Here is a 23,096-nt window from a genome sequence, read left to right on the forward strand (position 1 = left end):
CATGACAAAGGCACTGATCGTCGGCTGCGCAGGCCCGGAGCTCACAGCAGAGGAGGCCGACTTCCTTCGGAAGGTCGACCCCTGGGGCTTCATCCTCTTCGCCCGGAACTGCCCCAGTCCCACTGCCGTGGAGGCGCTTGTCGCGGCGTTCCGCGAGACGGTCGGCCGCGAGGACGCTCCCGTCCTGATCGATCAGGAGGGGGGGCGCGTGCAGCGCCTGAAGCCCCCCTACTGGGCGCAATACCCCTGCGCGGCGGACATCGGGAAGGTTCATGCGCGAGACCCCGCGGCGGGTGTCGAGGCGGCGCGCCTGACGGGGCGGCTGATCGCGGAGGATCTCCGGCTCCTCGGCATCACGGTGGATTGCCTGCCGCTGCTCGACGTGCGCGACGAGAGCGGGCACGACGTCATCGGCGACCGCTCCTTCGGAAGCGATCCCCGGGCCGTCGCGGAGCTCGGCAGGGCGCTGGCGGAGGGCCTGCGTGCCGGCGGCGTGAGCCCGGTGATGAAGCACCTCCCGGGCCATGGCCGTGCCGGCGCCGACAGCCACCTCGAACTGCCGCGCGTCGACGCTCCGCTCGAGGAGCTTCGTCGCGTGGATTTCGCGCCGTTCCACGACCTTTCGGACCTGCCGATGGCGATGACGGCGCATGTCCTCTACACGGCGATCGATGCCGAACGCTGCGCCACTATCTCTTCGAAAGTGATCGCTGACGTGATCCGGGGCGAGATCGGCTTCGACGGCCTGCTCATGAGCGACGACCTGTCGATGGAAGCGCTCTCGGGCAGTCTGGCGGAGCGCGCAGAGGCGGCTTTCGCCGCCGGGTGCGACGTCGCGCTCCACTGCAACGGCAAGCTGAAGGAGATGCGGGAGGTGGCCTCCGTCTCCCCCGAGCTCGACGGCCGTGCGGCGGAGCGTGCGGAGGCGGCGCAGACATGGCCGCGCCGCGACTGGACCGACACCGTCGAGGCACGGAGCGAGCTCATGCGCCTGCTCGGGCGGGACGAGGCCTGAGATGCCGCCGGTCGAGGGGGATCCGTGGGATGCCTCGCCGCCTCGGGACGAAGCCGAGGCGCTGATCGTCGATGTCGACGGTTTCGAAGGGCCCCTCGACCTGCTCCTGTCGCTGGCGCGGACCCAGAAGGTCGACCTGACCCGCATCTCGGTGCTGGCGCTGGCGGAGCAGTACATCGCCTATGTCGAGGAGGCCCGCCGGCTCCGTCTCGAGCTTGCGGCCGACTATCTGGTCATGGCCGCATGGCTCGCCTATCTGAAGTCGAAGCTCCTCCTGCCGAAGCAGGAAGAGGAGGAGCCGAGCGGCGAGGAGATGGCGGCCCATCTGGCCTTCCGGCTGCGCCGCCTGGAAGCCATGCGCGAAGCGGCGGCGAGGCTCGTGAACCGCGACCGGCTCGGACGGGACGTCTTCCCGCGGGGCGATCCGGAAGGCATGCGGGTGGAGCGTCGGAGCCGCTATGAAGCGAGCCTCTACGATCTTCTCTCCGCCTACGGCGCACGCCGCAGCCAGAACGCGGCGAGCCGCGTGGTGCTGCATCGGAGGCGGGTCGTGGGCTTGCAGGAGGCGCGGGAGATCCTGACACGGCTCATCGGGGATCTGGCCGTCTGGACGCCGCTCGACGTCCTGATGGCCGCGTTCCCGTCGGACGACGCGCGGAGATCGACATCACTGGCGAGCGCTTTCTCGGCGTCTCTGGAACTCTGCCGCGAGGGCCGGCTCGACCTTCGCCAGGAACGACCCTTCGCGCCGCTCTATCTGCGCGCCCGGGACGGCGCCGGCGCCTGAAGGCTTCACACGACCCACGGAGACACGCGACGAGACATGCCGGAGCGTCTGCACGTCGTCGAGAGCATCATCTCGAACGAAGAGCGCGAGCAGCTGCGCATGCTCGAGGCATTGCTGTTCGCCGCCGTGGAGCCACTCGACCTCGCCACCATGCGCAACCGCCTGCCCGCCGGCGCGAATGTGGAGCAGCTTCTGCGCGACCTCCAGGGGACCTACGCGCGCCGCGGCGTCAACCTCGTGCGCGTCGGCGACCGCTGGCGGTTCCGGACGGCATCGGACCTCGCCCATCTCCTGCGGCAGGACGCGGTCGAGGAGCGAAAGCTATCGCGTGCAGCGCTCGAGACCCTCGCCATCATCGCCTACCACCAGCCGGTGACGCGGGCGGAGATCGAGGAGGTCCGCGGGGTGTCGGTCAACAAGGGGGTGATCGACGTGCTGATGGAGGCGGGCTGGGTGCGCATGCGCGGGCGCCGCCGCTCTCCCGGCCGACCCGTGACCTATGGCACGACCATCGGGTTTCTCGATCATTTCGGCCTCGAGCAGCTCGACGACCTGCCCGGTCTGGAGGAACTGAACGGCGCAGGGCTTCTCGAGGGGAGGCTGCCGCCCGACTTCGACGTGCCGCGGCCGACGGGGGAGGATGATCCGGACGAGGATCCGCTCGACCTCGTGGATCGCGACGACGGGGGGGACCGGCCATGATCCGGCGGCTGGCGCCGATGATCCGACCTCAGGGAACGGGTGCCGCACCCGACCGCGGGAAGGCCGGTGCCTCCTTCGCCGCCAGCCTGTCCTTCGAACAGGTGTCGATGTTCTACGGCGAGAACTGGGCCGTGCGGGACATGACGCTCGCGGTGGAGCCGGGCCAGATCCTGTGCCTGCTCGGTCCGTCGGGCTGCGGCAAGTCCACGCTTCTTCGGCTTGCGGCGGGCCTCGAGCGGCCGGCCCGGGGGCGGGTTCTGATCGACGAGCGCGAGGTCGCCGGGGCAGCCCGATTCGTGCCCGCGGAACGGCGTGGCGTCGGCATGATGTTCCAGGACTTCGCCCTGTTCCCCCCATCTCTCCATCAAGCGGAACGTGATGTTCGGGCTCTCCGACCTGCCGCGCGCGGAGGCGGAGCGCTCCGCCATGACCGCGCTTCGGCGGGTGGGGCTGGAAGGTTATGCGGAGCTTTATCCGCACCTCCTGTCGGGCGGCGAGCAGCAGCGCGTGGCGCTCGCCCGCGCCGTGGCGCCGCGGCCGCGGATCCTGCTCATGGACGAGCCGTTCTCCGGCCTCGACGCTCGGCTGCGCGACGACGTCCGCGAGGACACGATCGCCGTCCTCCGGGAGATCCGCGCGACGTGCATCGTCGTGACGCACGATCCCGAGGAGGCGATGCGCATGGGCGACCGGATCGCCCTGATGCGCAAGGGGCGCTTGGCGCAGGCGGGAACGCCCGAGGAACTCTATCGCCGTCCAGCCGACATGGCCGCGGCGAGGTTCTTCAGCCCCATCAACGAGATACAGGCTGTCTGCGAGGCCGGCCTGATCTCGACCCCCATCGGACGGCTGCCGGCGGCGCGAAGTCCGCAGGTCGGTGCCGGCGGAGGAGGGGTTCGGGTCGGCCTCCGGCCGCACCACCTGCGCATCGTGCCGATGGGGGAAGGCGCGCGGGCGCGCGTCGTCGGACGGCGCTTCCTCGGCGAGGTCGAGCATGTCGAACTGGTGGTGGAGGGCGTGGACGAGAGGCTGCAGGTGAGGGCCGATGCCGGAGCCGTGCCCTCCATCGGCACCGAGGTCGGCGTGACGTTCCGGGAGGAGGACGCGCTGGTCTTCACCGCCGACCCGGACGCGACCGACGAAATGTCGCCCTAGTTCTGTAGTCCAATTGTTGCTGGTCGGGCTGTGCATATATAGATTGCAGCCGACGGGCCGGACCCGGGGTGGGGAAGGCCGCAGGAGAGTGTTATGGCGCCTAGCTGGTTTCAGATTCTGATCGTCGTCGTCCTTCTCGTGCTTCTCTTCGGACGCGGCAAGATCTCCGAGCTGATGGGAGACGTCGCGAAGGGCATCAAGAGCTTCAAGAAGGGGATGGCCGAGGAAGAGGCGGACTCCAAGCAGGAGCAGCGCACGATCGACCATCAGCCGGCAGAGACGGTCGACGCCTCGCGGGAGACGACCGCCCGTAACCGGTCCGCCGAGAACGTCAGCTGACGACGGCGAAGGCGCGAGAGGACCGGTTGCGCGCGGACGGCTGACGTCCGCGGAACGGAAGAGACCCATGTTCGACATCGGCTGGAGCGAAATGCTCGTGATCGGGGCCGTGGCGATCCTCGTCGTCGGCCCTCGCGAGCTGCCGGGGATGCTCCGGACCTTCGGCAAGTACATGGGGCAGATCCGCCGCATGGCCGGAGAATTCCAGTCGCAGTTCAACGACGCGCTGAAGGAGGCGGAGCTCGACGAGGTGCGGCGCGGCATCGAGAGCGTGCGCCAGGCGTCGCCCGCCAAGCAGCTCCGCAAGGAACTCGGATCCCTGAAGGACGCCGGCGACAGTGTGCGCAAGGCGGTCGAGGATCCGGCCGCGCCGAAGGCTCCCCAGACAGGCTCCGCGCCGGCCTCGGAGCAAGGCCCGGCCAAGGCCGAGGCGCCAAAGGCCGCGCCACCCGTGAAGGGCGCGGTCGAAGACGCGCCCGTCCAGCCGGTCCAGCCGGTTCGGCACGAGAAGACGACCACGCCCGAAACGGCTTCGTAGCAAGCGGATCGCATGAGCCAAGACGACATCGAAGCCTCGCGCGCACCGCTGATCGAGCACCTGATCGAGCTTCGGCGGCGGCTGCTCTACTCCGTGATCGCGCTCGCGATCGGGTTCGTGTTCTGCTTCTTCTTCGCGGCCGACATCTTCAACATCCTGCTGAAGCCGTACGAGTGGGCGGTCGGCAGCGTGAAGGACCTCGAGCTGATCTACACCGCGCCGCAGGAGTATTTCTTCACGCAGCTGAAGATCGCCCTGTTCGGCGGGCTGTTCCTCTCGTTCCCGGTCATCGCCTCGCAGATCTACATGTTCGTGGCGCCGGGCCTCTACAAGAACGAGCGCGGCGCGTTCCTGCCGTTCCTGGTCGCGACCCCGATCCTCTTCCTGGCCGGCGCGTCGCTCGTCTACTTCATCACGATGCCGCTCGTGATGGAGTTCTTCCTGTCGATGGAGCAGGCGGGCGGCGAGGGGCAGGCGCGGATCCAGCTCGTCGCGCGGGTGAGCGAGTATCTGGGCCTGATCATGACCCTGATCTTCGCCTTCGGGCTCTGCTTCCAGCTGCCGGTGCTCCTGACGCTCCTCGGGCGGGTCGGTCTCGCGACCTCCGAAGGCCTGAAGACGAAGCGCAAATACGCGATCGTGATCACCTTCGCGGTCGCCGCGTTCCTCACGCCCCCCGACCCGATCAGCCAGATCGGGCTTGCGCTGCCAACCCTGCTTCTCTACGAGATTTCGATCATATCGGTGCGCATGATCGAGCGGAAACGCCTCCAGGCCGAGGCGGAGGCCGAGGCCGAAGCGGCGGAGTGACGCCGCGGCGTCGCCTGGTGCGCCGCTCCCGTGCGCACGGCAGCAACGAGACGCGGCAGCAGACATGTTCGACATCAGGTGGATTCGCGAGAACCCCGAAGCCTTCGACCGCGGCATGGCGAGGCGGGGCATCGAATCTCCCCGCGAGAGCCTCCTCGCCCTCGACGACCGGCGGCGCGAGCACGTGCGCGAGCTGCAGGAGGCCCAGGAGCGGCGCAACGCCGCCTCCAAGGAGATCGGCAAGGCGAAGGCATCGGGCGACGAGGGGACGGCCCAGCGGCTGATCGACGAGATCGCCGAGCTCAAGGCGTTCGTCCAGACGGGCGAGGAGCGGGAGCGCGAGCTGCAGGCCGCCCTCGAGACGGAGCTCGCGCAGATCCCCAACGTGCCGCTCGACGAGGTGCCGGACGGGCCCGACGAGAGCGCGAACGTCGAGGTCCGCCGCCACCTCGAGCCGCGGTCGCTCGGCTTCGAGGCGAGGCAGCACTTCGACCTCGGCGAGGCCCTCGGGCTGATGGATTTCGAGACTGCGGCGAAGCTGTCGGGCGCGCGCTTCGTCGTCCTGCGCCAGTCGCTGGCGCGGCTCGAGCGGGCGCTCGGCAACTTCATGCTCGACCTTCACACGGGCGAGCACGGCTACACCGAGATCAATCCGCCGCTCCTCGTCCGCGACGAGGTGATGTTCGGCACCGCCCAGCTTCCGAAATTCGTCGACGACCAGTTCCGCACGACCGACGGGCGCTGGCTCATTCCGACCGCCGAGGTCGCGCTGACGAACCTCGTCCGCGAGGAGATTCTCGAGGAGGCGGAGCTGCCGATCCGCGTGACGGCGTGGACGCCGTGCTTCCGCGCGGAAGCGGGCGCGGCGGGGCGCGACACGCGCGGCATGATCCGACAGCATCAGTTCGCGAAGGTCGAACTCGTCTCCATCACCACGGAGCGGCAGTCGCTCGAGGAGCACGAGCGCATGACCGCCTGCGCCGAGGAGGTGCTGAAGCGCCTCGACCTGCCGTTCCGGACGATCACACTCTGCACGGGCGACATGGGCTTCTCGTCGCGCAAGACCTATGACATCGAGGTCTGGCTGCCCGGGCAGAATGCCTACCGGGAGATCTCGAGCTGCTCGGTCTGCGGCGACTTCCAGGCGCGACGGATGCAGGCGCGCTACCGGCCGGCCGGCGAGAAGGGCGTGCGATACGCGCACACGCTGAACGGCTCGGGCGTCGCAGTCGGCCGAGCCCTCGTGGCCGTCATGGAGAACTACCAGCAGCCGGACGGCTCCGTGGCCGTTCCCGACGCCCTGCGGCCCTATATGGGCGGCCTGGAGCGAATCGAGATGGCCTCCTGATCCGGGATACCAAGATGCGCATTCTTGTGACGAACGACGACGGCATCCACGCGCCTGGGCTCAAGACGTGCGAGAAGATCGCCCGCGCCCTGAGCGACGACGTGTGGATCGTGGCGCCCGAGACGGACCAGAGCGGCTCCTCCCATTCCCTGACGATCAACGATCCGCTGCGCTTGCGGGAGGTTTCGGAGCGGCATTTCGCGGTGAAGGGCACGCCGACCGACTGCGTCATCATGGCGGTCAAGCACATCATGCCCGAGCCGCCGGACCTCGTGCTGTCGGGCGTCAACCGCGGCCACAACGTCGCCGAGGACGTGACCTACTCGGGCACGATCGCGGGGGCGTTCGAGGGATCGACCCTCGGCATCCGGTCGATCGCGCTGAGCCAGGCCTCGATGGGCGGGGAAACCCGCCGGATTCCGTGGGAGACGGCGGAGCGGCACGGGCCGGCGGTGGTCCGCCGCCTGCTCGAGATCGGTCTGGACACGACCGTGATCCTGAACGTGAACTTCCCCGCGCGGGAGCCCGACGACGTGACGGGCTTCCAGGTGACCACCCAGGGCAGGCGCGACCAGGCGATGCTCGGCGTCGACGCGCGGGTCGACGGGCGCGGCAACCCGTATTACTGGCTGGCGTTCGAGCGCCGGAAGCTGTCGCCGGGGCAGGGCACGGATCTGCGGGCGGTGGAAGAGGGAGCGATCTCCGTGACGCCGCTGAGCCTCAATCTCACGGATTCGCCTGCCCATTCCATCCTCCTCGATCGCATGAGCCGGACGGAAGCCGGCTGATCCCATGGCGGAAGAAGACGGGGAGCACGAACGAAACATCTTCGCCGCGCGCCTCACGATGGCTCTTCGGGCCCAGGGCGTTCGCGATCTGAAGGTGCTGCAGGCGATCGAGACGCTGCCGCGCTCGGAGTTCGTCGATCCTGCCTACGTGGCCTATGCCTATGACGACCGCTCCTTGCCGATCGAGTGCGGCCAGACGATCAGCCAGCCCTATGTCGTCGCCTTTATGACGGCCCAGCTTCGGATCGGCGATCGCGACAAGGTGCTCGAGATCGGCACCGGCTCCGGCTACCAGGCGGCGATTCTCTCCCGCATCTGCCGCCGGGTCTACACGATCGAGCGGTACCGGACGCTCCTGCGCGAGGCAGAGGCACGGTTCGAGAGGCTGGGCTTCTCCAACATCACCACCATGCTGGGCGACGGCCTGAAGGGGTGGCCGAGCCAGGCGCCGTTCGACCGGATCATGGTGACCGCCGCGGCGGAGGAGATCCCGCCGCACCTCGTCGAGCAGTTGAAGGTGGGCGGGCTCATGATCGTCCCCGTCGGCCCGGTCGGCGGCATCCAGCACCTGATCCGGGTGGAGAGGACGGAGGAGGGATTCACGGAAGAGCGGCTGCTCGCAGTGCGCTTCGTTCCGCTCGTTCCCGGGAAAGCCGAGCAGCTTTAAGTCGTCATTTACCCAAACGACTCTTTAATGTCCGCACAATTTCTGAAGACCTGCGGCATGGGTATGTTTCGATGCACAGCTTGAAACTCGGCTTCCGTTCCTCCGTGGCAGCGCGCTGCTTGCTGGCGTGCACGCTGGGGGTGGCTGTGACGGGCTGCAGCTCCGAAGTCACGCGGTTCGCCGGACCGATGTTCGGGGGCGGCGGCCAGTCCGAATACACAGGCTCGATAGCCGCCAACCCGACGGAGCCCGTGCAGTCGGGGGCGCTCGCGGCGCCCGGCCAGAGCGGCAACGGGTCGTCCTACCCCAACACGTCCTACGGTGGAGGGGGCGGGGTCCAGTCCTCGCCGCTCGACAGCCCGGCGAGCGGGCAGCCCATGTACGGGCAGCAGGGTCAGGGGCAGGGGCAGCCGGCCGGGCTCTCATCCGACGGTCGCGTCGTCACCCTGGGCCCCGGCGACAACCTCGATGCGATATCCCGCCGCTTCGCGATACCCCGCCAGGCGCTGATGGACGTAAACGGCATTCGCGACGCGAACGCCGTGCGACCGGGTCAGCAGCTTCTCGTGCCCGTCTACTCCCGGTCGAAAGGCGGGTGGGTCGCGCCCGACATGAGCGGAGCGCAGGCGCCCCAGATGTCCGGCGGCCAGACCTACCCGACTTCCCCGCAACCGTCGTCGTCTTTCGGTGACACCCAACCCGCAACGGCCGCCGCGCAGTCTCCCGGCCGGTCCGGCTCGACCCAGGCGGGCGGGCAGGGCAGCGGACGCCATCGCGTGCAGCCCGGCGAGACGGTCTACTCGATCGGCCGCCAGTACAATGTGAGCCCCAACGCGATCATTTCCGCGAACGGCCTGTCGGATCCGAACAATGTCAGGATCGGCACGGACCTCGTGATTCCCGGCGCCAGCGGCCAGGTCGCCTCGGCCTCTCAAGGCCAGCCCGCGGCCCAGTCGGCGCCGCAGCAGACCCAGCCGGCGCAGCTCGGAGAGCCGCCGCGCAGCCTGCAGGAGCAGGCCCAGACCCTTCAGGCGGCGCCGTCCCAGCCTGCGGCCTCCCAGCAACAGACCCAGCAGTCCCAGGCGCCAGCGCAGCAGCCGGCCGCACAGCAGCCGCAGGCTCCGCAGCAACAGCAGGTGGCCATGGCGCCCGCCAGCGGCCAGCAGAATGCCGATTCAGGCGTCCAGTCCACGCAGGCGATGTCGAGCGGGATGTTCCGCTGGCCGGTGCGCGGCCGCGTGATCTCCGGGTTCGGCGACAAGGCGAGCGGCGGCAAGAACGACGGGATCAACATCTCGGTGCCGGAGGGCACGGCCATCCGTGCCGCCGAGGAGGGAACCGTCGCCTATGCCGGCAACGAGCTGAAGGGCTACGGCAACCTCGTCCTCGTGCGCCACAAGGACGACTGGGTGACGGCCTATGCCCACAACAGCGAGATCCTCGTCCAGCGCGGCGACACCGTCAGCCGGGGGCAGGTCATCGCGAAAGCGGGGCAGAGCGGCTCCGTCAATGCGCCGCAGCTGCATTTCGAGGTGCGCCGCAACTCGACGCCGGTCGATCCGATGAAGTACCTCGCAGAGAATTGAGCGGGGTCTCTTTCGGCCCTCTCTAGCGCGCCGCCTCCAGCGGCGTGCCGAGCTCTCCCGCCAGATCCTGCACGAACTGCCAGGCGACGCGGCCGGACCGGGCGCCGCGGGTGGTCGCCCATTCGAGCGCACGCCGCCGCAGATCGTCCTCGTCGATCGGCAGGCCGAAATGCTCGGTGTAGCCGGTCACCATGGCGAGATAGTCGTCCTGGCTGCACTTGTGGAAGCCGAGCCACAGGCCGAACCGGTCCGACAGCGACACCTTCTCCTCGACCGCCTCGGAAGGGTTGATCGCCGTCGAGCGCTCGTTCTCCATCATGTCGCGCGGCAGGAGGTGCCTTCGGTTCGAGGTGGCATAGAACAGCGTGTTGTCGGGACGGCCCTCGATGCCGCCCTCGAGCACGGCCTTCAGGGACTTGTACGAGGCATCGCCGCCGTCGAAGGACAGATCGTCGCAGAAGAGCAGCACGCGCTCCGGGCGGTCGCGCAGATGACCCATCAGGATCGGCAGCGATTCGATGTCCTCGCGGTGGATCTCCACGAGCTTGAGGGGCGCAATGCCATCCACCTCGGTCCGGGCGTTCACCTCCGCGTGGGCGGCCTTCACGAGCGAGCTCTTGCCCATGCCTCGCGCGCCCCAGAGCAGGGTGTTGTTCGCCGGCAGGCCGCGCGCGAAGCGCTCGGTGTTCCGCAGAAGCTGGTCGCGCGCCCGGTCGACGCCCTTGAGAAGGGCGATCTCGAGGCGGTTGACCTTCGGCACGGGCAGGAGCGCCGGCGGCTTCGGCCGCCACACGAAGGCGTCGGCCGCGCCGAGGTCGATCGAGCCCTCGGGATGCGGCGCGAGGCGCTCCAGGCTGTCGGCGATTCGCTCCAGGAGGGAGGCGATGGCGTGCGTGTCCTGGTGGGAGATCGTGGTCATGTTGTCTCGCGGGAGTGATCGGGCGCGGAAGCGTGCGTCGACCGCGCGCGCCGGGTGGCGCAAGGCCCGCATCAAAGCGAAAGCCGAACGGTTTGCAAAGCCCGTGCTCATGGCTATAGTCCGCCGCGCTTTCGAAGGGGCCGCATCCGCCGGCCCCCTGACGTGCTGCCTCAGGAGGAGAACGGGATGCTGGTCACGCCGGCCTACGCACAAGCAGCCGCGCCGGGTGGCGGTGGCGATTTTCTGATTTCGCTGCTGCCTTTCGTCCTGATCTTCGTGGTCATGTACTTCCTGATCCTGCGGCCGCAGCAGCGGCGCGTGAAGCAGCATCAGGAGATGGTCGGCGCGCTGAGGCGGGGCGACACCGTCGTCACGACGGGCGGGCTGATCGGCAAGATCTCCAAGGTCGTCGACGACAGGGAGATCCAGCTCGAGATCGCCGAGGGCGTGCGCGTGCGCACGGTGCGTTCGATGATTGCCGAGGTTCGCGCCAAGGGCGAGCCCGTGAAGGACGAAGGCTGAGCGCCGCGGGCGCCGCCGCCGGTTCAACCCCACCCGTCAGGGACCCATGCTCCACTTCTCGCGCTGGAAGATTGCCGTCACGCTTCTGATCTGCCTCGTCGGCATCTTGGCGACCATCCCGAACTTCTTCTCGCGCGAGACGGTCGCCGAGTGGCCGGGCTTCATGCCGACCCGCCAGCTCACGCTGGGCCTCGACCTGCAGGGCGGCTCGCACATCCTGCTCGGCGTCGACACGCAGGCGGTCGTCGGGGAGCGTCTTGCGACCCTGCGCGACGACGTCCGCGACACGCTGCGCCAGGCGCGGATCGGCTACACCGGCCTCGGGGTGGAGGGAAACCGTGTCCAGGTGCGGGTCCGCGATCAGGAGAGCTTCGACGAAGCCCGGAGGCGGCTGCGGGAGCTCGCGGCGCCGGTCGGGTCGCTCTTCGGGGACACGAGCGGCAACGACATCGAGGTTTCCTCGGGCGACGGCGGGCTGCTCTTCGTCCAGCTCACGGAGGCCGGGCTGAACCAGCGCGTGTCCTCTGCGGTCGAGCAGTCGATCGAGATCGTGAGGCGACGCATCGACGAGCTCGGCACCACCGAGCCCACGATCCAGCGCCAGGGGCTCGACCGCATTCTCGTCCAGGTTCCGGGCCTGCAGGATCCCGCGCGCCTCAAGGCGTTGATCGGGCAGACGGCGAAGCTGACCTTCCACCTCGTGGACGTCAACACGCCGGTCAACGACGCGCTCCAGGGACGGGTGCCGCCTGACTCCGAGATCCTCTACACGCAGGATGATCCGCCTCAGCCGGTGCTGGTCGAGAAGCGGGTGATGGTCTCGGGCGAGAACCTCGTCGACGCGCAGCCCGGATTCGACAGCCGCACGAACGAGCCGGTCGTATCCTTCCGCTTCGACACGTCCGGCGCGCAGCGCTTCGGGCGCGTGACGCAGCAGAATGTCGGCCGGCCCTTCGCGATTATCCTCGACAACGAGGTCATCTCGGCGCCCGTCATCCGCGAGCCGATCCTCGGGGGCTCCGGCCAGATCTCCGGCGACTTCACCGTGGAGACGGCGAACGACCTCGCCATTCTCCTTCGGGCGGGCGCGCTGCCCGCGCCGCTCGACATCCTCGAGGAACGCACGGTCGGGCCCGGTCTTGGCCAGGATTCCATCGAAGCGGGCGCGACGGCCGCCGTGATCGGCACCGTGCTCGTCATCTCGTTCATGATCGCCGTCTACGGGCTGTTCGGGCTGTTCGCCAACATCGCGCTCGTCGTGAACATGTTCCTGATCATCGGTGTGTTGTCGCTCCTGCAGGCGACACTGACGCTGCCGGGCATCGCCGGCATCGTGCTGACGATCGGCATGGCGGTCGACGCGAACGTGCTGATCTACGAGCGCATCCGCGAGGAGCAGCGCGCGGGCAAGAGCGCCATCGCCTCGATCGACTCCGGCTACAGGCTCGCGCTCAGCACCATCCTCGACGCGAACATCACGACGCTGATCGCCGCCATCATCCTGTTCTATCTCGGGTCCGGCCCGATCCGCGGCTTCGCCGTGACGCTCGCCATCGGTATCGTGACGACCGTCTTCACGGCCTACCTGTTCAACCGGCTCATCGTGGCCACGTGGGTCCGCCGCCGCCGCCCGTCGGCCGTGCCGATCTGAGCCGAAGGAGCCTCTCCCGTGTTTCACCTCAGACTGGTCCGCGACGAGACGAAGATCGGCTTCATGCGCCTCCGGCGCGTGACGCTGGCCCTCTCGGCCGTGCTCTCCGTCCTGTCGATCGTCCTCTTTCTGGGGGTCGGCCTGAACCTCGGCATCGACTTCCGCGGCGGCTCGCTGATCGAGATCAAGACCGACGGCCCGGCCGATCTCGGCCAGCTGCGCGAGACGATCGGCGGCCTCGGCCTCGGCGACGTGCAGATCCAGGAATTCGGCGCGCCGGACGACGTGATGATCCGTGTCGTCGAGCAGGAGGGCGGCGAGGCCGCCCAGCAGGCGGTGATCGCCAATATCCGCGGGGCGCTCGGGGACGAGGTCGAGTACCGGCGCGTCGAGATCGTCGGGCCGACGGTCAGCCAGGAGCTCGCGCGCAGCGGCACGATCGCGGTCATCGCGGCGATCTTCGCGATCCTCGTCTACATCTGGTTCCGCTTCGAGTGGCAGTACGCGCTCGGCGCGGTGATCGCGACGATCCACGACGTCGTCCTGACGATCGGGCTGTTCGCGGCCCTGCAGCTCGACTTCAGCCTGTCGTCGATCGCTGCGATCCTGACGATCGTCGGCTATTCCTTGAACGACACGGTGGTCGTCTACGACCGCGTTCGGGAGAACGCCCGGCGCTACAAGAGGCTGCCGATCGTCGATCTGCTCGATCTGAGCGTCAACCAGACGCTGTCGCGCACGATCATGACCTCGCTGACCACGCTCCTGGCGCTGTCGGCGCTCTACATCTTCGGCGGCGAGGTCATCCGCAGCTTCGTCTTCGCCATGATCTGGGGCATTGCCGTCGGCACGTACTCCTCCATCTACGTTGCGGCGCCGGTGCTGCTCTATCTCGGCCTCGGCCGCGAGGGCGAGGGGCGCAGCGGCGGCCAGGCCGCGGCGCAGGAGAACGGCGCCGCCTGAGGAGGGGAGCGCTACGGATGGAGATGCGCCGGCAGCACTTTCCCGGCCGGGCGCCGATCGACGCCTACGGCAATGGCGGGTTCCGGTTCGCGGACATGTCGCACCGCGGCTCGATCCTCGTGCTGCCGAGCGGCATCTACGGCTGGGAGCCGGCTGAGCCGCCGCGGGTGAGCTCGGAGGATCTGGGTCGCCTGTTCGAGGAGGATCCGGCGCCGGAGCTTCTCCTGCTCGGGACCGGCGAGGACCTCGTTCCGCAGGGGCCCGAACTGCGGCAGGCGTTGCGCGAGCTCGGGGTGACGCTCGAACTGATGAGCACGGGCGCGGCGGCCCGCACCTACAACGTGCTTCTCGCGGAGGCGCGCGTCGTCGCGGCGGCGCTTCTGGCGGTCGAGTGAGCATGGCCGACGCCGCCATCGCCCATGTGAGCGAGCTTCTGCGCCAGGGCGACAAAGATCGCTTCCTGTGCGATCTCTTCGTGCCCGCCGAGAAACGGCCGCATATCATGGCCCTGCACGCTTTCGCGCTCGAAATCGCGCGGGTGCGCGAGGTCGTGAGCGAACCAATGCCCGGCGAGATCCGGCTGCAATGGTGGCGGGACGCCATCGAAGGGCACGGGCACGGCAACGTGGCGCAGCATCCGGTCGGCGGTCTTCTCCTGGAGGCGCTCGACCGCTTCGATCTTCCCCGACAACCCCTGCTCGACCTGATAGAGGCGCGGAGCTTCGACCTCTACGACGACCCGATGGGCTCCGTGGCGGAGCTCGAGGGCTACGGGGCCGCGACCGTCGGGCCGACCCTCGCACTCCCGGCGCTGGCGCTCGACCGCGGAATCGCAGGAGCCGATCTCGACCCCGTCTCGCAGTCGGGGGGCATCGCCTACGCCACCGCCGGGCTCCTGCGCGCCATCCCGCTACACGCCTCCCGCGGCCAGGTCTACATGCCGCTCGACGTGCTCGAGCGGCACGGCACGGATCCCGCGTTGCTTCTGGCCGGGAAGACGGACGAGAGGCTGCGCGCCGCGCTGAAGGAGATGGCGACGCTGGCGCGTTCGCATCTCAGCCTGGCACTCGACGCCGCGCGGCGCCTGCCGGCCGGGGTGGTGCCCGCTCTCCTGCCCCTGGCGCTGGTCACGCCATATCTCGATCGCTTCGAGCGGGCCGGCTGCGACCCGTTCTCCCCGAAGGTCGACCTGCCGCAATGGCGGCGACAGTGGACGCTGTGGCGCTCTGCCCGCCGAGGGTTCGCTTAGCGACCGGAACGACCATGACGGGCGTCGGGTTGGCTTCGTGGGCCTAGCGGATCTCGCCGGCCCCGACCGAGAAGGAGCGAAACCGCCATGTCTCGCGGAAACATGCTCGTCGTCCTGCTTGTCGTCGCCTTGATCGCGCTCGGCTTCGTCTTCTGGTGGTACATGGTGAGCGGCGACGAGGCGTCCGATGCCGCCCCGCCGGCGGAGGCCGAGACCTCCGAGCCGGAGGGGACCACCGAGACGCCCGGAACGGCCGAGCCCGGAGGAACGGCGGAGCCGGTGCCGGCGCAGTAGCCGCCCCGGAGGCGGGCAGTGCGGCTATTCGGCCGCCTGCGACACGGGCGACAGCCAGCCCTCCAGGTCTCTGAGCGCGCGGGCGGTGTAGGCGCGCTTCTTCGCAAGCGTCTTGGCGCCTCCGCGCAGGCGCACGCCGGGCTCGCGGGGGATCTCGACCGGAGGGAAGAGCCCGAAATTCACGTTCATGGGCTGGAAGGACCGCGTTCCGCCGTTCGCGTCCACGAGATGGCCGCCGGTGATGTGGGCTAGAAGTGCGCCGAGCGCCGTCGTCGCGGGAGGAGGAGGGCAGGCGCGACCGAGCCTTTCGGCGGCCGCGAACCGGCCGGCGAGGAGGCCGATCGCCGCCGACTCCACGTAGCCCTCGACCCCCGTGACCTGGCCCGCGAAGCGCAGGCGCGGCAGCGCCTTGAGCCGCAGCTCGCGGTCGAGGAGCTTCGGCGAGTTCAGGAAGGTGTTGCGATGCAGGCCGCCGAGGCGTGCGAACTCCGCGTTCTCGAGCCCCGGGATCATGCGGAAGATCTCGGCCTGTGCGCCGTATTTCAGCTTCGTCTGGAAGCCGACCATGTTGTAGAGCGTGCCGAGCGCATTGTCCTGGCGCAGCTGCACCACGGCGTAGGGCTTCACGTCCGGCTGATGCTGGTTGGTCAGGCCGACGGGCTTCATCGGGCCGTGGCGCAGGGTCTCCGGCCCGCGTTCCGCCATCACCTCGATCGGCAGGCAGCCGTCGAAATATGGCGTATCCTTCTCCCACTCCTTGAACTCGCCCTTGTCTCCGGCGATGAGCGCCTGGACGAACGCCTCGTACTGGTCCTTGTCGAGGGGGCAGTTGATGTAGTCGGCGCCGGTTCCGGCGGGGCCCGGCTTGTCGTAGCGGGACTGGAACCACGCCTTGGAGAAGTCGATCGTATCCTTGTGGACGATCGGCGCGATGGCGTCGAAGAAGGCGAGTGAATCCTCTTCCGTGACCCCGCCGATGGCCTCGGCCAGCGCCTTCGAGGTGAGGGGACCGGTCGCGACGATGACCGAGTCCCAATCTTCCGGCGGCAATCCCGCCACCTCCTCGCGGCGGATCTCGATCAGCGGATGCTCCTCGAGCGCCTTCGTGACGGCGTCCGAGAAGCCGACGCGGTCGACCGCCAGCGCGCCGCCCGCCGGCACCTGGTTCCGATCGCCCATCGCCATGATGATCGAGTCGCAGCGCCTCAGCTCCGCGTGGAGGAGGCCGACGGCATTCGTCTCAGCGTCGTCCGAGCGGAAGGAGTTCGAGCAGACGAGCTCGGCGCAGCCGTCGGTGACGTGGGCTTCGGTGCCGCGGACGGGCCGCATCTCGTGCAGCACCACGGGAACACCGGTCTGCGCGATCTGCCAGGCGGCTTCCGAGCCGGCGAGGCCGGCGCCGACGACGTGGACGGGGCGGGAGGCGGCTGATGTATCATTCATGCCGCCTATCTAGGCTCGCCTGCGCCGGCATGCAAAGGGCCGCGAAGCGCATGGCTTCGCTGCCCTTGGCTGCCGAATGCGAACCCGCCGTTGCGGACGGTGTCAGGCGGCGCGTCGCTCGTGGCGGCCTTCGGCGATCTCCTCCGCGATCTTGGCGCAGAACGCGCCGAGGTCGCCGGGATTGCGGCTCGTGACGAGGCCCTTGTCCGTGACCACTTCCTTGTCCTGCCAGTCGGCGCCGGCGTTGATCACGTCGGTCTTGATCGAGTGGTAGGACGTCATCGGATGGCCCTTGGCGATCCCGGCCTCGACGAGGAGCCAGGGCGCGTGGCAGATCGCCGCCAGAACCTTCTTCTGCGCGTAGATCTTCTTGATGAAGTCGATCACCTTCGGCTCGACGCGCAGGAGGTCGGGGTTGATCTGGCCGCCCGGCAGCACGAGCGCGTCGTAATCGTCGGGGGAGACCTCGCCGATCGCGTGGTCGACCTTGACCTTCTGGCCCCAGTCGTCCTTGTCCCAGCCCTTGATGTCGCCCTTCTCGAGCGAGATCACGTGCACCTCGGCGCCCGCGTCCTTCAGCTTGTGAAGTGGCACTTCGAGCTCGGACTGCTCGAATCCGTGGGTCGCGATGATGGCGACTTTCTTGCCGGAAATGTCATGCATGGCATGCCTCCGTTGGAGTGCGTTCAGGAAACGTGCCTGCAGAACGGGGCGGCCGCGGGAGCGGTTCCGGATTCGCCGCCCCTGCGGCAGATCGCGCGCGGTCTACTCCGCCGCCTCGCTCGTCGGTCGGCGATGGCCCGGCCGGCGCTCCAGAAGCTCCTTCAGGAAGGCGCCGGTGTGGCTTCTCGGCTCGGCCGCGACGTCCTCCGGCGTGCCGGTGACCACGATCTCGCCGCCGCGGTCGCCGCCGTCGGGCCCGAGGTCGATCAGCCAGTCGGCGGTCTTGATCACCTCGAGATTGTGCTCGATGACGAGCACGGTGTTGCCCTGGTCGACGAGCGAGTGCAGGACCTCGAGAAGCTTGCGCACGTCGTGGAAGTGCAGGCCGGTGGTCGGCTCGTCGAGGATGTAGAGCGTGCGGCCGGTGGCCCGCTTCGACAGTTCGCGCGCGAGCTTCACGCGCTGCGCCTCGCCCCCCGACAGCGTCGTCGCCTGCTGGCCGACCTTCACGTAGCCGAGGCCCACGCGCTCGAGCGTCTCCATCTTGTCACGGATCGACGGCACCGCCTCGAAGAGGTTCCGCGCCTCCTCGACGGTCATGTCGAGGACGTCGGCGATCGAGTGGCCCTTGAAGGTGACGTCGAGCGTCTCGCGGTTGTAGCGACGGCCCTTGCAGACATCGCAGGTCACGTAGACGTCCGGCAGGAAGTGCATCTCGATCTTGATGACGCCGTCGCCGTGGCAGGCCTCGCAGCGCCCGCCCTTCACGTTGAAGGAGAAGCGGCCGGCCTGATAGCCGCGTGCCTTCGCCTCCGGCAGCCCGGCATACCACTCGCGGATCGGCGTGAAGGCGCCGGTGTAGGTGGCGGGATTGGAGCGCGGCGTGCGGCCGATCGGCGACTGGTCGATGTCGATGATCTTGTCGATGTGCTCGAGGCCCTCGATCGCCTCGTGCGGGGAGGGTAGCTCGCGCGCGCCGTTCAGCCGGCGGGCGATGGCCTTGTAGAGCGTGTCGACGGTGAGCGTCGACTTGCCTGAGCCCGACACGCCCGTCACGCAGGTGAAGGTGCCGAGCGGGATGTCCATGTCGACGCCCTTGAGATTATTGCCGCTCGCGCCGACGACCTTGATGCGCCGCTCCGTCTCGACGTTCCGCCGCTCCTCCGGCAGGGGCACGGCCTCGATGCCCGTCAGATACTTGCCCGTCAGGCTCGCGGGGTTCGCCATGATCTCGGCCGGTGCGCCCGATGCGATGATCTGCCCGCCGTGCACGCCCGCGGCGGGGCCGACGTCGATGACGTGGTCGGCGGCGAGGATCGCGTCCTCGTCGTGCTCGACGACGATCACCGTGTTGCCGAGGTCGCGCAGGTGCTTCAGCGTGTCGAGAAGCCGGGCGTTGTCGCGCTGGTGCAGGCCGATCGACGGCTCGTCGAGCACGTAGAGCACGCCGGTGAGCCCCGAGCCGATCTGCGAGGCGAGACGGATGCGCTGGCTCTCGCCGCCCGACAGCGTGGCCGAGGCGCGCGACAGTGTGAGGTAGTCGAGGCCGACATCGTTCAGGAAGACGAGCCGCTCGCGGATCTCCTTGAGGATCCGGTGGGCGATCTCGTTCTGCTTGTCCGTCAGCTTCTCGGGAAGCGCCTCGAACCAGCCGCCGGCGTGGCGGATCGACATGTCCGCGACCTCAGCGATGTGAAGCCCCGCGATCTTGACCGAGAGGGCCTCGGGCTTCAGCCGGGCGCCCCCGCAGGCCTTGCAGGGCGTCTGGCTCATGTATTTCTCGATCTCCTCGCGCGACCAGGCACTGTCGGTCTCGCGCCAGCGCCGCTCGAGATTGTTGACGACCCCCTCGAACGCCTTGTGGGTGTCGAAGGATCGCAGGCCGTCATTGTAGGTGATCGTGATCTTGTCCTTGCCCGAGCCGTAGAGGATCGCGTTGCGCCCGTCCTCGGGCAGGTCCTTCCACTGCGTCGTCATGTCGAAGCCGTAGTGGCGGCCGAGCGCCTCCAGCGTCTGCAAGTAATAGGGCGAGGAAGAGCGCGCCCACGGCACGATCGCACCGCCGCGCAGCGTCGCGCGCGGGCCTTCGACGACGAGGTCCGGGTCGACCCGCCGCTCGCTGCCCAGGCCGTCGCAGGCCGGGCACGCCCCCTGGGGCGAGTTGAAGGAGAAGAGCCGCGGCTCGATCTCGGAGATCGTGAAGCCCGAGACGGGGCAGGCGAACTTCTCGGAGAAGATGATGCGCTTCGGCTCGCCCTTCCCGTCTGCCTCACCGGCGAACTCGGCGACCGCGATGCCGTCCGCCAGCCCGAGCGCCGTCTCCAGCGAATCCGCGAGCCGCGAGCCGATGTCGCCGCGCACCACGATCCGGTCGACGACCACGTCGATGTCGTGCTTGAACTTCTTGTCGAGGGCGGGCACGTCCGGCAGCTCGTGGAACTCGCCGTCGACCTTCACGCGCTGGAAGCCCTTCTTCTGCAGCTCCGCGAGCTCCTTGCGGTACTCGCCCTTCCGCCCGCGCACGATGGGCGCGAGCAGGTAGAGCCTCGTGCCTTCGGGCAGTGCCATCACCCGGTCGACCATCTGGCTGACCGTCTGGCTCTCGATCGGCAGGCCGGTCGCCGGCGAGTAGGGCACGCCGACGCGCGCGAAGAGGAGGCGCATGTAGTCCCAGATTTCGGTCACGGTCCCGACCGTCGATCTGGGGTTCTTCGACGTCGTCTTCTGCTCGATCGAGATCGCCGGCGACAGGCCCTCGATGTGGTCGACATCGGGCTTCTGCATCATCTCGAGGAACTGGCGGGCATAGGCCGAGAGCGATTCGACGTAGCGGCGCTGGCCCTCGGCATAGATCGTGTCGAAGGCGAGAGACGACTTGCCCGACCCCGACAGGCCGGTGATGACAACGAGCTTGTCGCGGGGGATCTCGACGTCGACGTTCTTCAGATTGTGCTCGCGTGCGCCGCGAACGCTGATCGATGTCTGCATGTGAGCCAAAAGGTCCGGTCAGTTGGTGGCGGCGGCCCCGCGGGCCGTCATGTACTGCTCGTTCGTCAGGCCGAAGAACGCGTGGGGCAGTCCGGCGTGCAGCCTCTCGCCAATATAGGGGAGGCCGATGCGGCGGATAACCCTCAGCGATCGCTCGTTCGTCGGCAGTGCCACGGCGACGACGCGTCCCAGGCCGAGCGTGCGCATGCCATGGTCGAGGAGGGCGCCCGCCGCCTCGGTCGCGTAGCCCTGCCCCCATTTGCGCGGCAGGAGGTGCCAGCCGATCTCGACGTCCTCGGCGTCGTCGACCTGGATGGGCTGCAGGATGACGTTGCCGATGAAGGCGCCGCCGTCCCGCAGGAACACCGCGAACCAGCCGAGACCGAGCGGGGCAAGCCGCGCCGAGCGTGCCATCACCGCGTCGATCACCTCGTCCGGAACGGGCTGGTCACGCCAGAAGAAGACCTCCGGGTTGCGCATCAGCGTGGCCACGAAGCGGCGCTCCTCGGAGCGATAGGGCCTGAGCGCCAGGCGCTCCGTCTCTAGCTCGGTCATCGATCGGCCCGCTTGCGGATGGAACTGGAACAATATAGGAACATTATAGCCGGCGGCACCTCGGGTGGCAACGACCGGCGGCGGAGCTGCCGACAGGCGGTGTCAGGAGACCGCGCAGGGCGCGCGCCTTGTGGACGAGCGTCGCCGACGGGGGAGACGAGGTGGCGCCGGCGCGGTATCAAGGTGCGTGGAACGTCTGAGAAAAGGAAAGCGGCATGGCCGGTAGCGTCAACAAGGTGATCCTCGTCGGGAATCTCGGTGCCGACCCGGAAATTCGGCGGACGCAGGACGGCCGGCCGATCGCGAATCTCCGCGTGGCGACCTCTGAGACCTGGCGGGACAGGAACTCGGGCGAGCGCCGCGAGCGCACGGAGTGGCACCGCGTCGTGATCTTCAACGAGGGCCTGTGCAAGATCGCCGAGCAGTATCTGCGCAAGGGCTCGAAGGTCTATATCGAGGGCCAGCTTCAGACGCGGAAATGGCAGGATCAGTCCGGGCAGGACAAGTACTCCACCGAGGTGGTGCTGCAGGGCTTCAACTCGACGCTCACCATGCTCGACGGCCCCGGTGGCGGTTCGGGCGGCGGCTCGGGCCCGGACTACGGCTCCGGCTCGGACTTCGGCTCGTCGGGCCCGATGGAGCAGGGCGGCGGCGGACGTGGCGGCCGCGGCGGCGGCAGCAGCTATGGCGGCGGCGGTTTCGGCAATGATATGGACGACGAGATCCCGTTCTGACGGCTGACATTCCGTCAGAGAGGGCAGTCATTCGGGTTTGTGACGTTTCCTGCGCCTCGCGATCGCCTCTAGAGTGCCGGCTCCGGAACAAGGGTGCGAGCGAACGCGCCTCAATCGGGGAGGCAATGCAATGCCGTTCAACATGCTGATTCTCGGGGCGTCCTACGGCTCCCTCCTGGCCACGAAGCTGCTGATGGCCGGGCACGACGTTACCCTCGTCTGCCTGCCGGAGGAGGCCGACCTCATCAACGCGGAGGGCACGCGCGTGCGCCTGCCGGTGCGGGGGGAGAGCGAGCCTGTCGTCCTCGACTCCCGCGATCTCCCGGGCAAGCTCCGCGCAGTCACGCCCGGCGCGATCGACCCGGCCGACTACGACCTCGTCGGCCTGGCGATGCAGGAGCCGCAATACGGGGCGCCTGCCGTGAAGGCGCTGCTCGCCAAGGTCGGACGCGCCGGCGTGCCCTGCATGTCGATCATGAACATGCCGCCGCTGCCCTATCTCCGGCGGATCCCCGGCATCGATGCGGGCGAGCTCGAATCCTGCTTCACCGACGCCAGCGTCTGGAGCGAGATCGAGCCGGCGCACATGACCCTGTGCAGCCCCGACCCGCAGGCGTTCCGGCCTCCCGAGGAGAGGCCGAACGTTCTCCAGGTCACGCTGCCGACGAACTTCAAGGTCGCCCGCTTCGATGCCGACGAGCCGACCTCCATGCTGCGGCAGATGCAGCAGGACATCGAGGCGATCCGCTACGACGTCGGTGGCCGGTCGATCGAGCTGCCGGTCAAGCTGAAGGTGCACGAGTCGATCTTCGTGCCGCTTGCCAAATGGGCGATGCTGCTGACCGGCAACTACCGATGCGTGACGCCGGAGGGCGCCCGCTCGATCAAGGACGCCGTGCATGGCGATCCCGCGCAGTCGCGCGAGGTCTATGACTGGGTCCGCGAGGTATGCGTCGCGCTCGGCGCCTCGCCGGAGGACCTCGTGCCCTTCGAGAAGTATGCGAACGCGGCCCAGGGCCTGGTGCGGCCCTCCTCGGCGGCGCGGGCCCTCTACGCCGGTGCCGCGAACATCGAGCGGGTCGACCGGGTGGTGCAGATCCTCGCCCGCCAGAAGGGGATGAACCATCCAGTCGTCGACCGGACGGTGGAACTCGTGGACGCACAGCTCGAGGAGAACCGCCGCAAGGCCGCGGCGTGAGCCGTGACTGCGGCCGGCTTGGCCGGCCGCGACGTGCCGAAGCGGCAAGCACCGCTGCGTGAGGCAGTGGCCGGCATTCGTGCCGGCGTACCTCGATGTGCGGGCAGGAGCGGGGCCTGCCGCCCTGCTTCGTGATCGACCGCCGGCGGGCGCCGCAAGGTGACGTCCTGCCGCATCCCTCG

24 protein-coding genes and 1 pseudogene are annotated in these 23,096 nt (G+C 68.7%); 20 read left to right on the top strand and 5 right to left on the bottom strand.

Going from position 1 to position 23,096, the window contains the following annotated elements; translation table 11 throughout:
* Position 1: 1 nt before the first annotated feature.
* The 12 genes and pseudogenes from nagZ (at position 2) to N177_RS20745 (ending at position 9,735) form a co-directional block, all read left to right on the top strand.
* Positions 2 to 1,015 carry a beta-N-acetylhexosaminidase gene (nagZ, locus tag N177_RS17455; protein ID WP_023433727.1) on the top strand — a complete coding sequence of 338 codons (1,014 nt, stop codon included), beginning with the start codon at positions 2 to 4 and terminating at the stop codon, positions 1,013 to 1,015.
* Position 1,016: 1 nt separating this feature from the next.
* The gene (locus tag N177_RS17460) at positions 1,017 to 1,802 is read left to right on the top strand and encodes a segregation and condensation protein A (protein ID WP_023433728.1); all 786 of its coding nucleotides are present in this window, start codon (positions 1,017 to 1,019) and stop codon (positions 1,800 to 1,802) included.
* 36 nt (positions 1,803 to 1,838) lie between these two features.
* Complete coding sequence (gene scpB / locus N177_RS17465; protein ID WP_023433729.1) at positions 1,839 to 2,504, top strand: SMC-Scp complex subunit ScpB; 666 nt, start codon at positions 1,839 to 1,841, stop codon at positions 2,502 to 2,504.
* A gap of 140 nt (positions 2,505 to 2,644) precedes the next feature.
* Positions 2,645 to 2,788: pseudogene (locus tag N177_RS22340) on the top strand (ATP-binding cassette domain-containing protein); the annotation flags it as partial.
* 94 nt (positions 2,789 to 2,882) lie between these two features.
* The gene (locus N177_RS17470) at positions 2,883 to 3,659 is read left to right on the top strand and encodes an ABC transporter ATP-binding protein (RefSeq protein WP_023433730.1); all 777 of its coding nucleotides are present in this window, start codon (positions 2,883 to 2,885) and stop codon (positions 3,657 to 3,659) included.
* A gap of 93 nt (positions 3,660 to 3,752) precedes the next feature.
* Positions 3,753 to 3,998 (top strand): twin-arginine translocase TatA/TatE family subunit, encoded by a 246-nt coding sequence (locus tag N177_RS17475; protein WP_023433731.1) that lies wholly within the window; start codon positions 3,753 to 3,755, stop codon positions 3,996 to 3,998.
* Between the two features lie 67 nt (positions 3,999 to 4,065).
* Positions 4,066 to 4,536, top strand: coding sequence for a Sec-independent protein translocase protein TatB (tatB, locus tag N177_RS17480; protein WP_023433732.1), 471 nt, complete (start codon positions 4,066 to 4,068; stop codon positions 4,534 to 4,536).
* A 12-nt stretch (positions 4,537 to 4,548) separates the two neighbouring features.
* On the top strand, positions 4,549 to 5,346 hold the full coding sequence (gene tatC, locus N177_RS17485) for a twin-arginine translocase subunit TatC (protein ID WP_023433733.1): 798 nt from the start codon (positions 4,549 to 4,551) through the stop codon (positions 5,344 to 5,346).
* Between the two features lie 64 nt (positions 5,347 to 5,410).
* Complete coding sequence (gene serS / locus N177_RS17490) at positions 5,411 to 6,694, top strand: serine--tRNA ligase (RefSeq protein WP_023433734.1); 1,284 nt, start codon at positions 5,411 to 5,413, stop codon at positions 6,692 to 6,694.
* A gap of 14 nt (positions 6,695 to 6,708) precedes the next feature.
* Positions 6,709 to 7,482 (top strand): 5'/3'-nucleotidase SurE, encoded by a 774-nt coding sequence (gene surE, locus N177_RS17495; protein WP_023433735.1) that lies wholly within the window; start codon positions 6,709 to 6,711, stop codon positions 7,480 to 7,482.
* A 4-nt stretch (positions 7,483 to 7,486) separates the two neighbouring features.
* A complete protein-coding gene (locus tag N177_RS17500) occupies positions 7,487 to 8,149 on the top strand; it encodes a protein-L-isoaspartate(D-aspartate) O-methyltransferase (RefSeq protein WP_023433736.1) in 663 nt (220 codons plus the stop codon).
* A gap of 71 nt (positions 8,150 to 8,220) precedes the next feature.
* Positions 8,221 to 9,735, top strand: a complete 1,515-nt coding sequence (locus tag N177_RS20745) for a peptidoglycan DD-metalloendopeptidase family protein (RefSeq protein WP_081718640.1) — start codon at positions 8,221 to 8,223, stop codon at positions 9,733 to 9,735.
* 22 nt (positions 9,736 to 9,757) lie between these two features.
* Here N177_RS20745 and N177_RS17510 read toward each other — a convergent pair whose 3' ends face one another.
* Positions 9,758 to 10,654 carry an ATP-binding protein gene (locus N177_RS17510; RefSeq protein WP_023433738.1) on the bottom strand — a complete coding sequence of 299 codons (897 nt, stop codon included), beginning with the start codon at positions 10,652 to 10,654 and terminating at the stop codon, positions 9,758 to 9,760.
* Positions 10,655 to 10,840: 186 nt separating this feature from the next.
* Between N177_RS17510 and yajC the strand changes: the two genes are divergently transcribed.
* The 6 genes from yajC to N177_RS17540 all read left to right on the top strand — a co-directional run bounded on the left by yajC (position 10,841) and on the right by N177_RS17540 (position 15,333).
* Complete coding sequence (yajC, locus tag N177_RS17515) at positions 10,841 to 11,176, top strand: preprotein translocase subunit YajC (RefSeq protein ID WP_023433739.1); 336 nt, start codon at positions 10,841 to 10,843, stop codon at positions 11,174 to 11,176.
* Positions 11,177 to 11,222: 46 nt separating this feature from the next.
* Positions 11,223 to 12,827 (top strand): protein translocase subunit SecD, encoded by a 1,605-nt coding sequence (secD, locus tag N177_RS17520; RefSeq protein WP_023433740.1) that lies wholly within the window; start codon positions 11,223 to 11,225, stop codon positions 12,825 to 12,827.
* Positions 12,828 to 12,890: 63 nt separating this feature from the next.
* Positions 12,891 to 13,790 carry a protein translocase subunit SecF gene (secF, locus tag N177_RS17525; RefSeq protein WP_051402474.1) on the top strand — a complete coding sequence of 300 codons (900 nt, stop codon included), beginning with the start codon at positions 12,891 to 12,893 and terminating at the stop codon, positions 13,788 to 13,790.
* A 17-nt stretch (positions 13,791 to 13,807) separates the two neighbouring features.
* Positions 13,808 to 14,185, top strand: a complete 378-nt coding sequence (locus tag N177_RS17530) for an Mth938-like domain-containing protein (protein WP_023433742.1) — start codon at positions 13,808 to 13,810, stop codon at positions 14,183 to 14,185.
* A 2-nt stretch (positions 14,186 to 14,187) separates the two neighbouring features.
* Positions 14,188 to 15,039, top strand: a complete 852-nt coding sequence (locus N177_RS17535; RefSeq protein ID WP_023433743.1) for a phytoene/squalene synthase family protein — start codon at positions 14,188 to 14,190, stop codon at positions 15,037 to 15,039.
* A gap of 87 nt (positions 15,040 to 15,126) precedes the next feature.
* Complete coding sequence (locus N177_RS17540; protein WP_023433744.1) at positions 15,127 to 15,333, top strand: hypothetical protein; 207 nt, start codon at positions 15,127 to 15,129, stop codon at positions 15,331 to 15,333.
* Between the two features lie 24 nt (positions 15,334 to 15,357).
* Here the strand turns inward: N177_RS17540 and trmFO are convergent, their stop codons facing one another.
* From trmFO to N177_RS17560, 4 genes are all read right to left on the bottom strand, one after another.
* Positions 15,358 to 16,776 carry a methylenetetrahydrofolate--tRNA-(uracil(54)-C(5))-methyltransferase (FADH(2)-oxidizing) TrmFO gene (gene trmFO / locus N177_RS17545; RefSeq protein WP_023433745.1) on the bottom strand — a complete coding sequence of 473 codons (1,419 nt, stop codon included), beginning with the start codon at positions 16,774 to 16,776 and terminating at the stop codon, positions 15,358 to 15,360.
* Positions 16,777 to 16,878: 102 nt separating this feature from the next.
* Positions 16,879 to 17,439, bottom strand: a complete 561-nt coding sequence (locus N177_RS17550; protein WP_023433746.1) for a type 1 glutamine amidotransferase domain-containing protein — start codon at positions 17,437 to 17,439, stop codon at positions 16,879 to 16,881.
* Between the two features lie 102 nt (positions 17,440 to 17,541).
* Complete coding sequence (gene uvrA / locus N177_RS17555; RefSeq protein WP_023433747.1) at positions 17,542 to 20,427, bottom strand: excinuclease ABC subunit UvrA; 2,886 nt, start codon at positions 20,425 to 20,427, stop codon at positions 17,542 to 17,544.
* Positions 20,428 to 20,445: 18 nt separating this feature from the next.
* Positions 20,446 to 20,982 (bottom strand): GNAT family N-acetyltransferase, encoded by a 537-nt coding sequence (locus N177_RS17560; RefSeq protein ID WP_023433748.1) that lies wholly within the window; start codon positions 20,980 to 20,982, stop codon positions 20,446 to 20,448.
* Between the two features lie 215 nt (positions 20,983 to 21,197).
* On the opposite strand from N177_RS17560, the gene N177_RS17565 reads away from it, so the two are divergent.
* Positions 21,198 to 21,716 (top strand): single-stranded DNA-binding protein, encoded by a 519-nt coding sequence (locus N177_RS17565; RefSeq protein WP_023433749.1) that lies wholly within the window; start codon positions 21,198 to 21,200, stop codon positions 21,714 to 21,716.
* Positions 21,717 to 21,846: 130 nt separating this feature from the next.
* Complete coding sequence (locus N177_RS17570) at positions 21,847 to 22,914, top strand: ketopantoate reductase family protein (protein ID WP_023433750.1); 1,068 nt, start codon at positions 21,847 to 21,849, stop codon at positions 22,912 to 22,914.
* The last annotated feature ends 182 nt before the right edge of the window (positions 22,915 to 23,096 follow it).

It is taken from the genome of Lutibaculum baratangense AMV1, assembly GCF_000496075.1.
Lineage (GTDB): Bacteria > Pseudomonadota > Alphaproteobacteria > Rhizobiales > Tepidamorphaceae > Lutibaculum > Lutibaculum baratangense.

What these genes read in the sequence shown, in the direction of transcription:
- secD (WP_023433740.1), top strand. Translation starts at nt 11,223, where the DNA reads ATGCTCCACTTCTCGCGCTGGAAGATTGCCGTCACGCTTCTGATCTGC.
- N177_RS17560 (WP_023433748.1), bottom strand. Translation starts at nt 20,982, where the DNA reads ATGACCGAGCTAGAGACGGAGCGCCTGGCGCTCAGGCCCTATCGCTCC.
- tatC (WP_023433733.1), top strand. Translation starts at nt 4,549, where the DNA reads ATGAGCCAAGACGACATCGAAGCCTCGCGCGCACCGCTGATCGAGCAC.
- N177_RS17510 (WP_023433738.1), bottom strand. Translation starts at nt 10,654, where the DNA reads ATGACCACGATCTCCCACCAGGACACGCACGCCATCGCCTCCCTCCTG.
- N177_RS17535 (WP_023433743.1), top strand. Translation starts at nt 14,188, where the DNA reads ATGGCCGACGCCGCCATCGCCCATGTGAGCGAGCTTCTGCGCCAGGGC.
- trmFO (WP_023433745.1), bottom strand. Translation starts at nt 16,776, where the DNA reads ATGAATGATACATCAGCCGCCTCCCGCCCCGTCCACGTCGTCGGCGCC.
- scpB (WP_023433729.1), top strand. Translation starts at nt 1,839, where the DNA reads ATGCCGGAGCGTCTGCACGTCGTCGAGAGCATCATCTCGAACGAAGAG.
- N177_RS17570 (WP_023433750.1), top strand. Translation starts at nt 21,847, where the DNA reads ATGCCGTTCAACATGCTGATTCTCGGGGCGTCCTACGGCTCCCTCCTG.
- nagZ (WP_023433727.1), top strand. Translation starts at nt 2, where the DNA reads ATGACAAAGGCACTGATCGTCGGCTGCGCAGGCCCGGAGCTCACAGCA.
- N177_RS17565 (WP_023433749.1), top strand. Translation starts at nt 21,198, where the DNA reads ATGGCCGGTAGCGTCAACAAGGTGATCCTCGTCGGGAATCTCGGTGCC.
- uvrA (WP_023433747.1), bottom strand. Translation starts at nt 20,427, where the DNA reads ATGCAGACATCGATCAGCGTTCGCGGCGCACGCGAGCACAATCTGAAG.
- N177_RS17530 (WP_023433742.1), top strand. Translation starts at nt 13,808, where the DNA reads ATGGAGATGCGCCGGCAGCACTTTCCCGGCCGGGCGCCGATCGACGCC.
- serS (WP_023433734.1), top strand. Translation starts at nt 5,411, where the DNA reads ATGTTCGACATCAGGTGGATTCGCGAGAACCCCGAAGCCTTCGACCGC.
- N177_RS17540 (WP_023433744.1), top strand. Translation starts at nt 15,127, where the DNA reads ATGTCTCGCGGAAACATGCTCGTCGTCCTGCTTGTCGTCGCCTTGATC.
- secF (WP_051402474.1), top strand. Translation starts at nt 12,891, where the DNA reads ATGCGCCTCCGGCGCGTGACGCTGGCCCTCTCGGCCGTGCTCTCCGTC.
- N177_RS17460 (WP_023433728.1), top strand. Translation starts at nt 1,017, where the DNA reads ATGCCGCCGGTCGAGGGGGATCCGTGGGATGCCTCGCCGCCTCGGGAC.
- yajC (WP_023433739.1), top strand. Translation starts at nt 10,841, where the DNA reads ATGCTGGTCACGCCGGCCTACGCACAAGCAGCCGCGCCGGGTGGCGGT.
- N177_RS17470 (WP_023433730.1), top strand. Translation starts at nt 2,883, where the DNA reads ATGTTCGGGCTCTCCGACCTGCCGCGCGCGGAGGCGGAGCGCTCCGCC.
- N177_RS20745 (WP_081718640.1), top strand. Translation starts at nt 8,221, where the DNA reads ATGCACAGCTTGAAACTCGGCTTCCGTTCCTCCGTGGCAGCGCGCTGC.
- tatB (WP_023433732.1), top strand. Translation starts at nt 4,066, where the DNA reads ATGTTCGACATCGGCTGGAGCGAAATGCTCGTGATCGGGGCCGTGGCG.
- N177_RS17500 (WP_023433736.1), top strand. Translation starts at nt 7,487, where the DNA reads ATGGCGGAAGAAGACGGGGAGCACGAACGAAACATCTTCGCCGCGCGC.
- N177_RS17475 (WP_023433731.1), top strand. Translation starts at nt 3,753, where the DNA reads ATGGCGCCTAGCTGGTTTCAGATTCTGATCGTCGTCGTCCTTCTCGTG.
- surE (WP_023433735.1), top strand. Translation starts at nt 6,709, where the DNA reads ATGCGCATTCTTGTGACGAACGACGACGGCATCCACGCGCCTGGGCTC.
- N177_RS17550 (WP_023433746.1), bottom strand. Translation starts at nt 17,439, where the DNA reads ATGCATGACATTTCCGGCAAGAAAGTCGCCATCATCGCGACCCACGGA.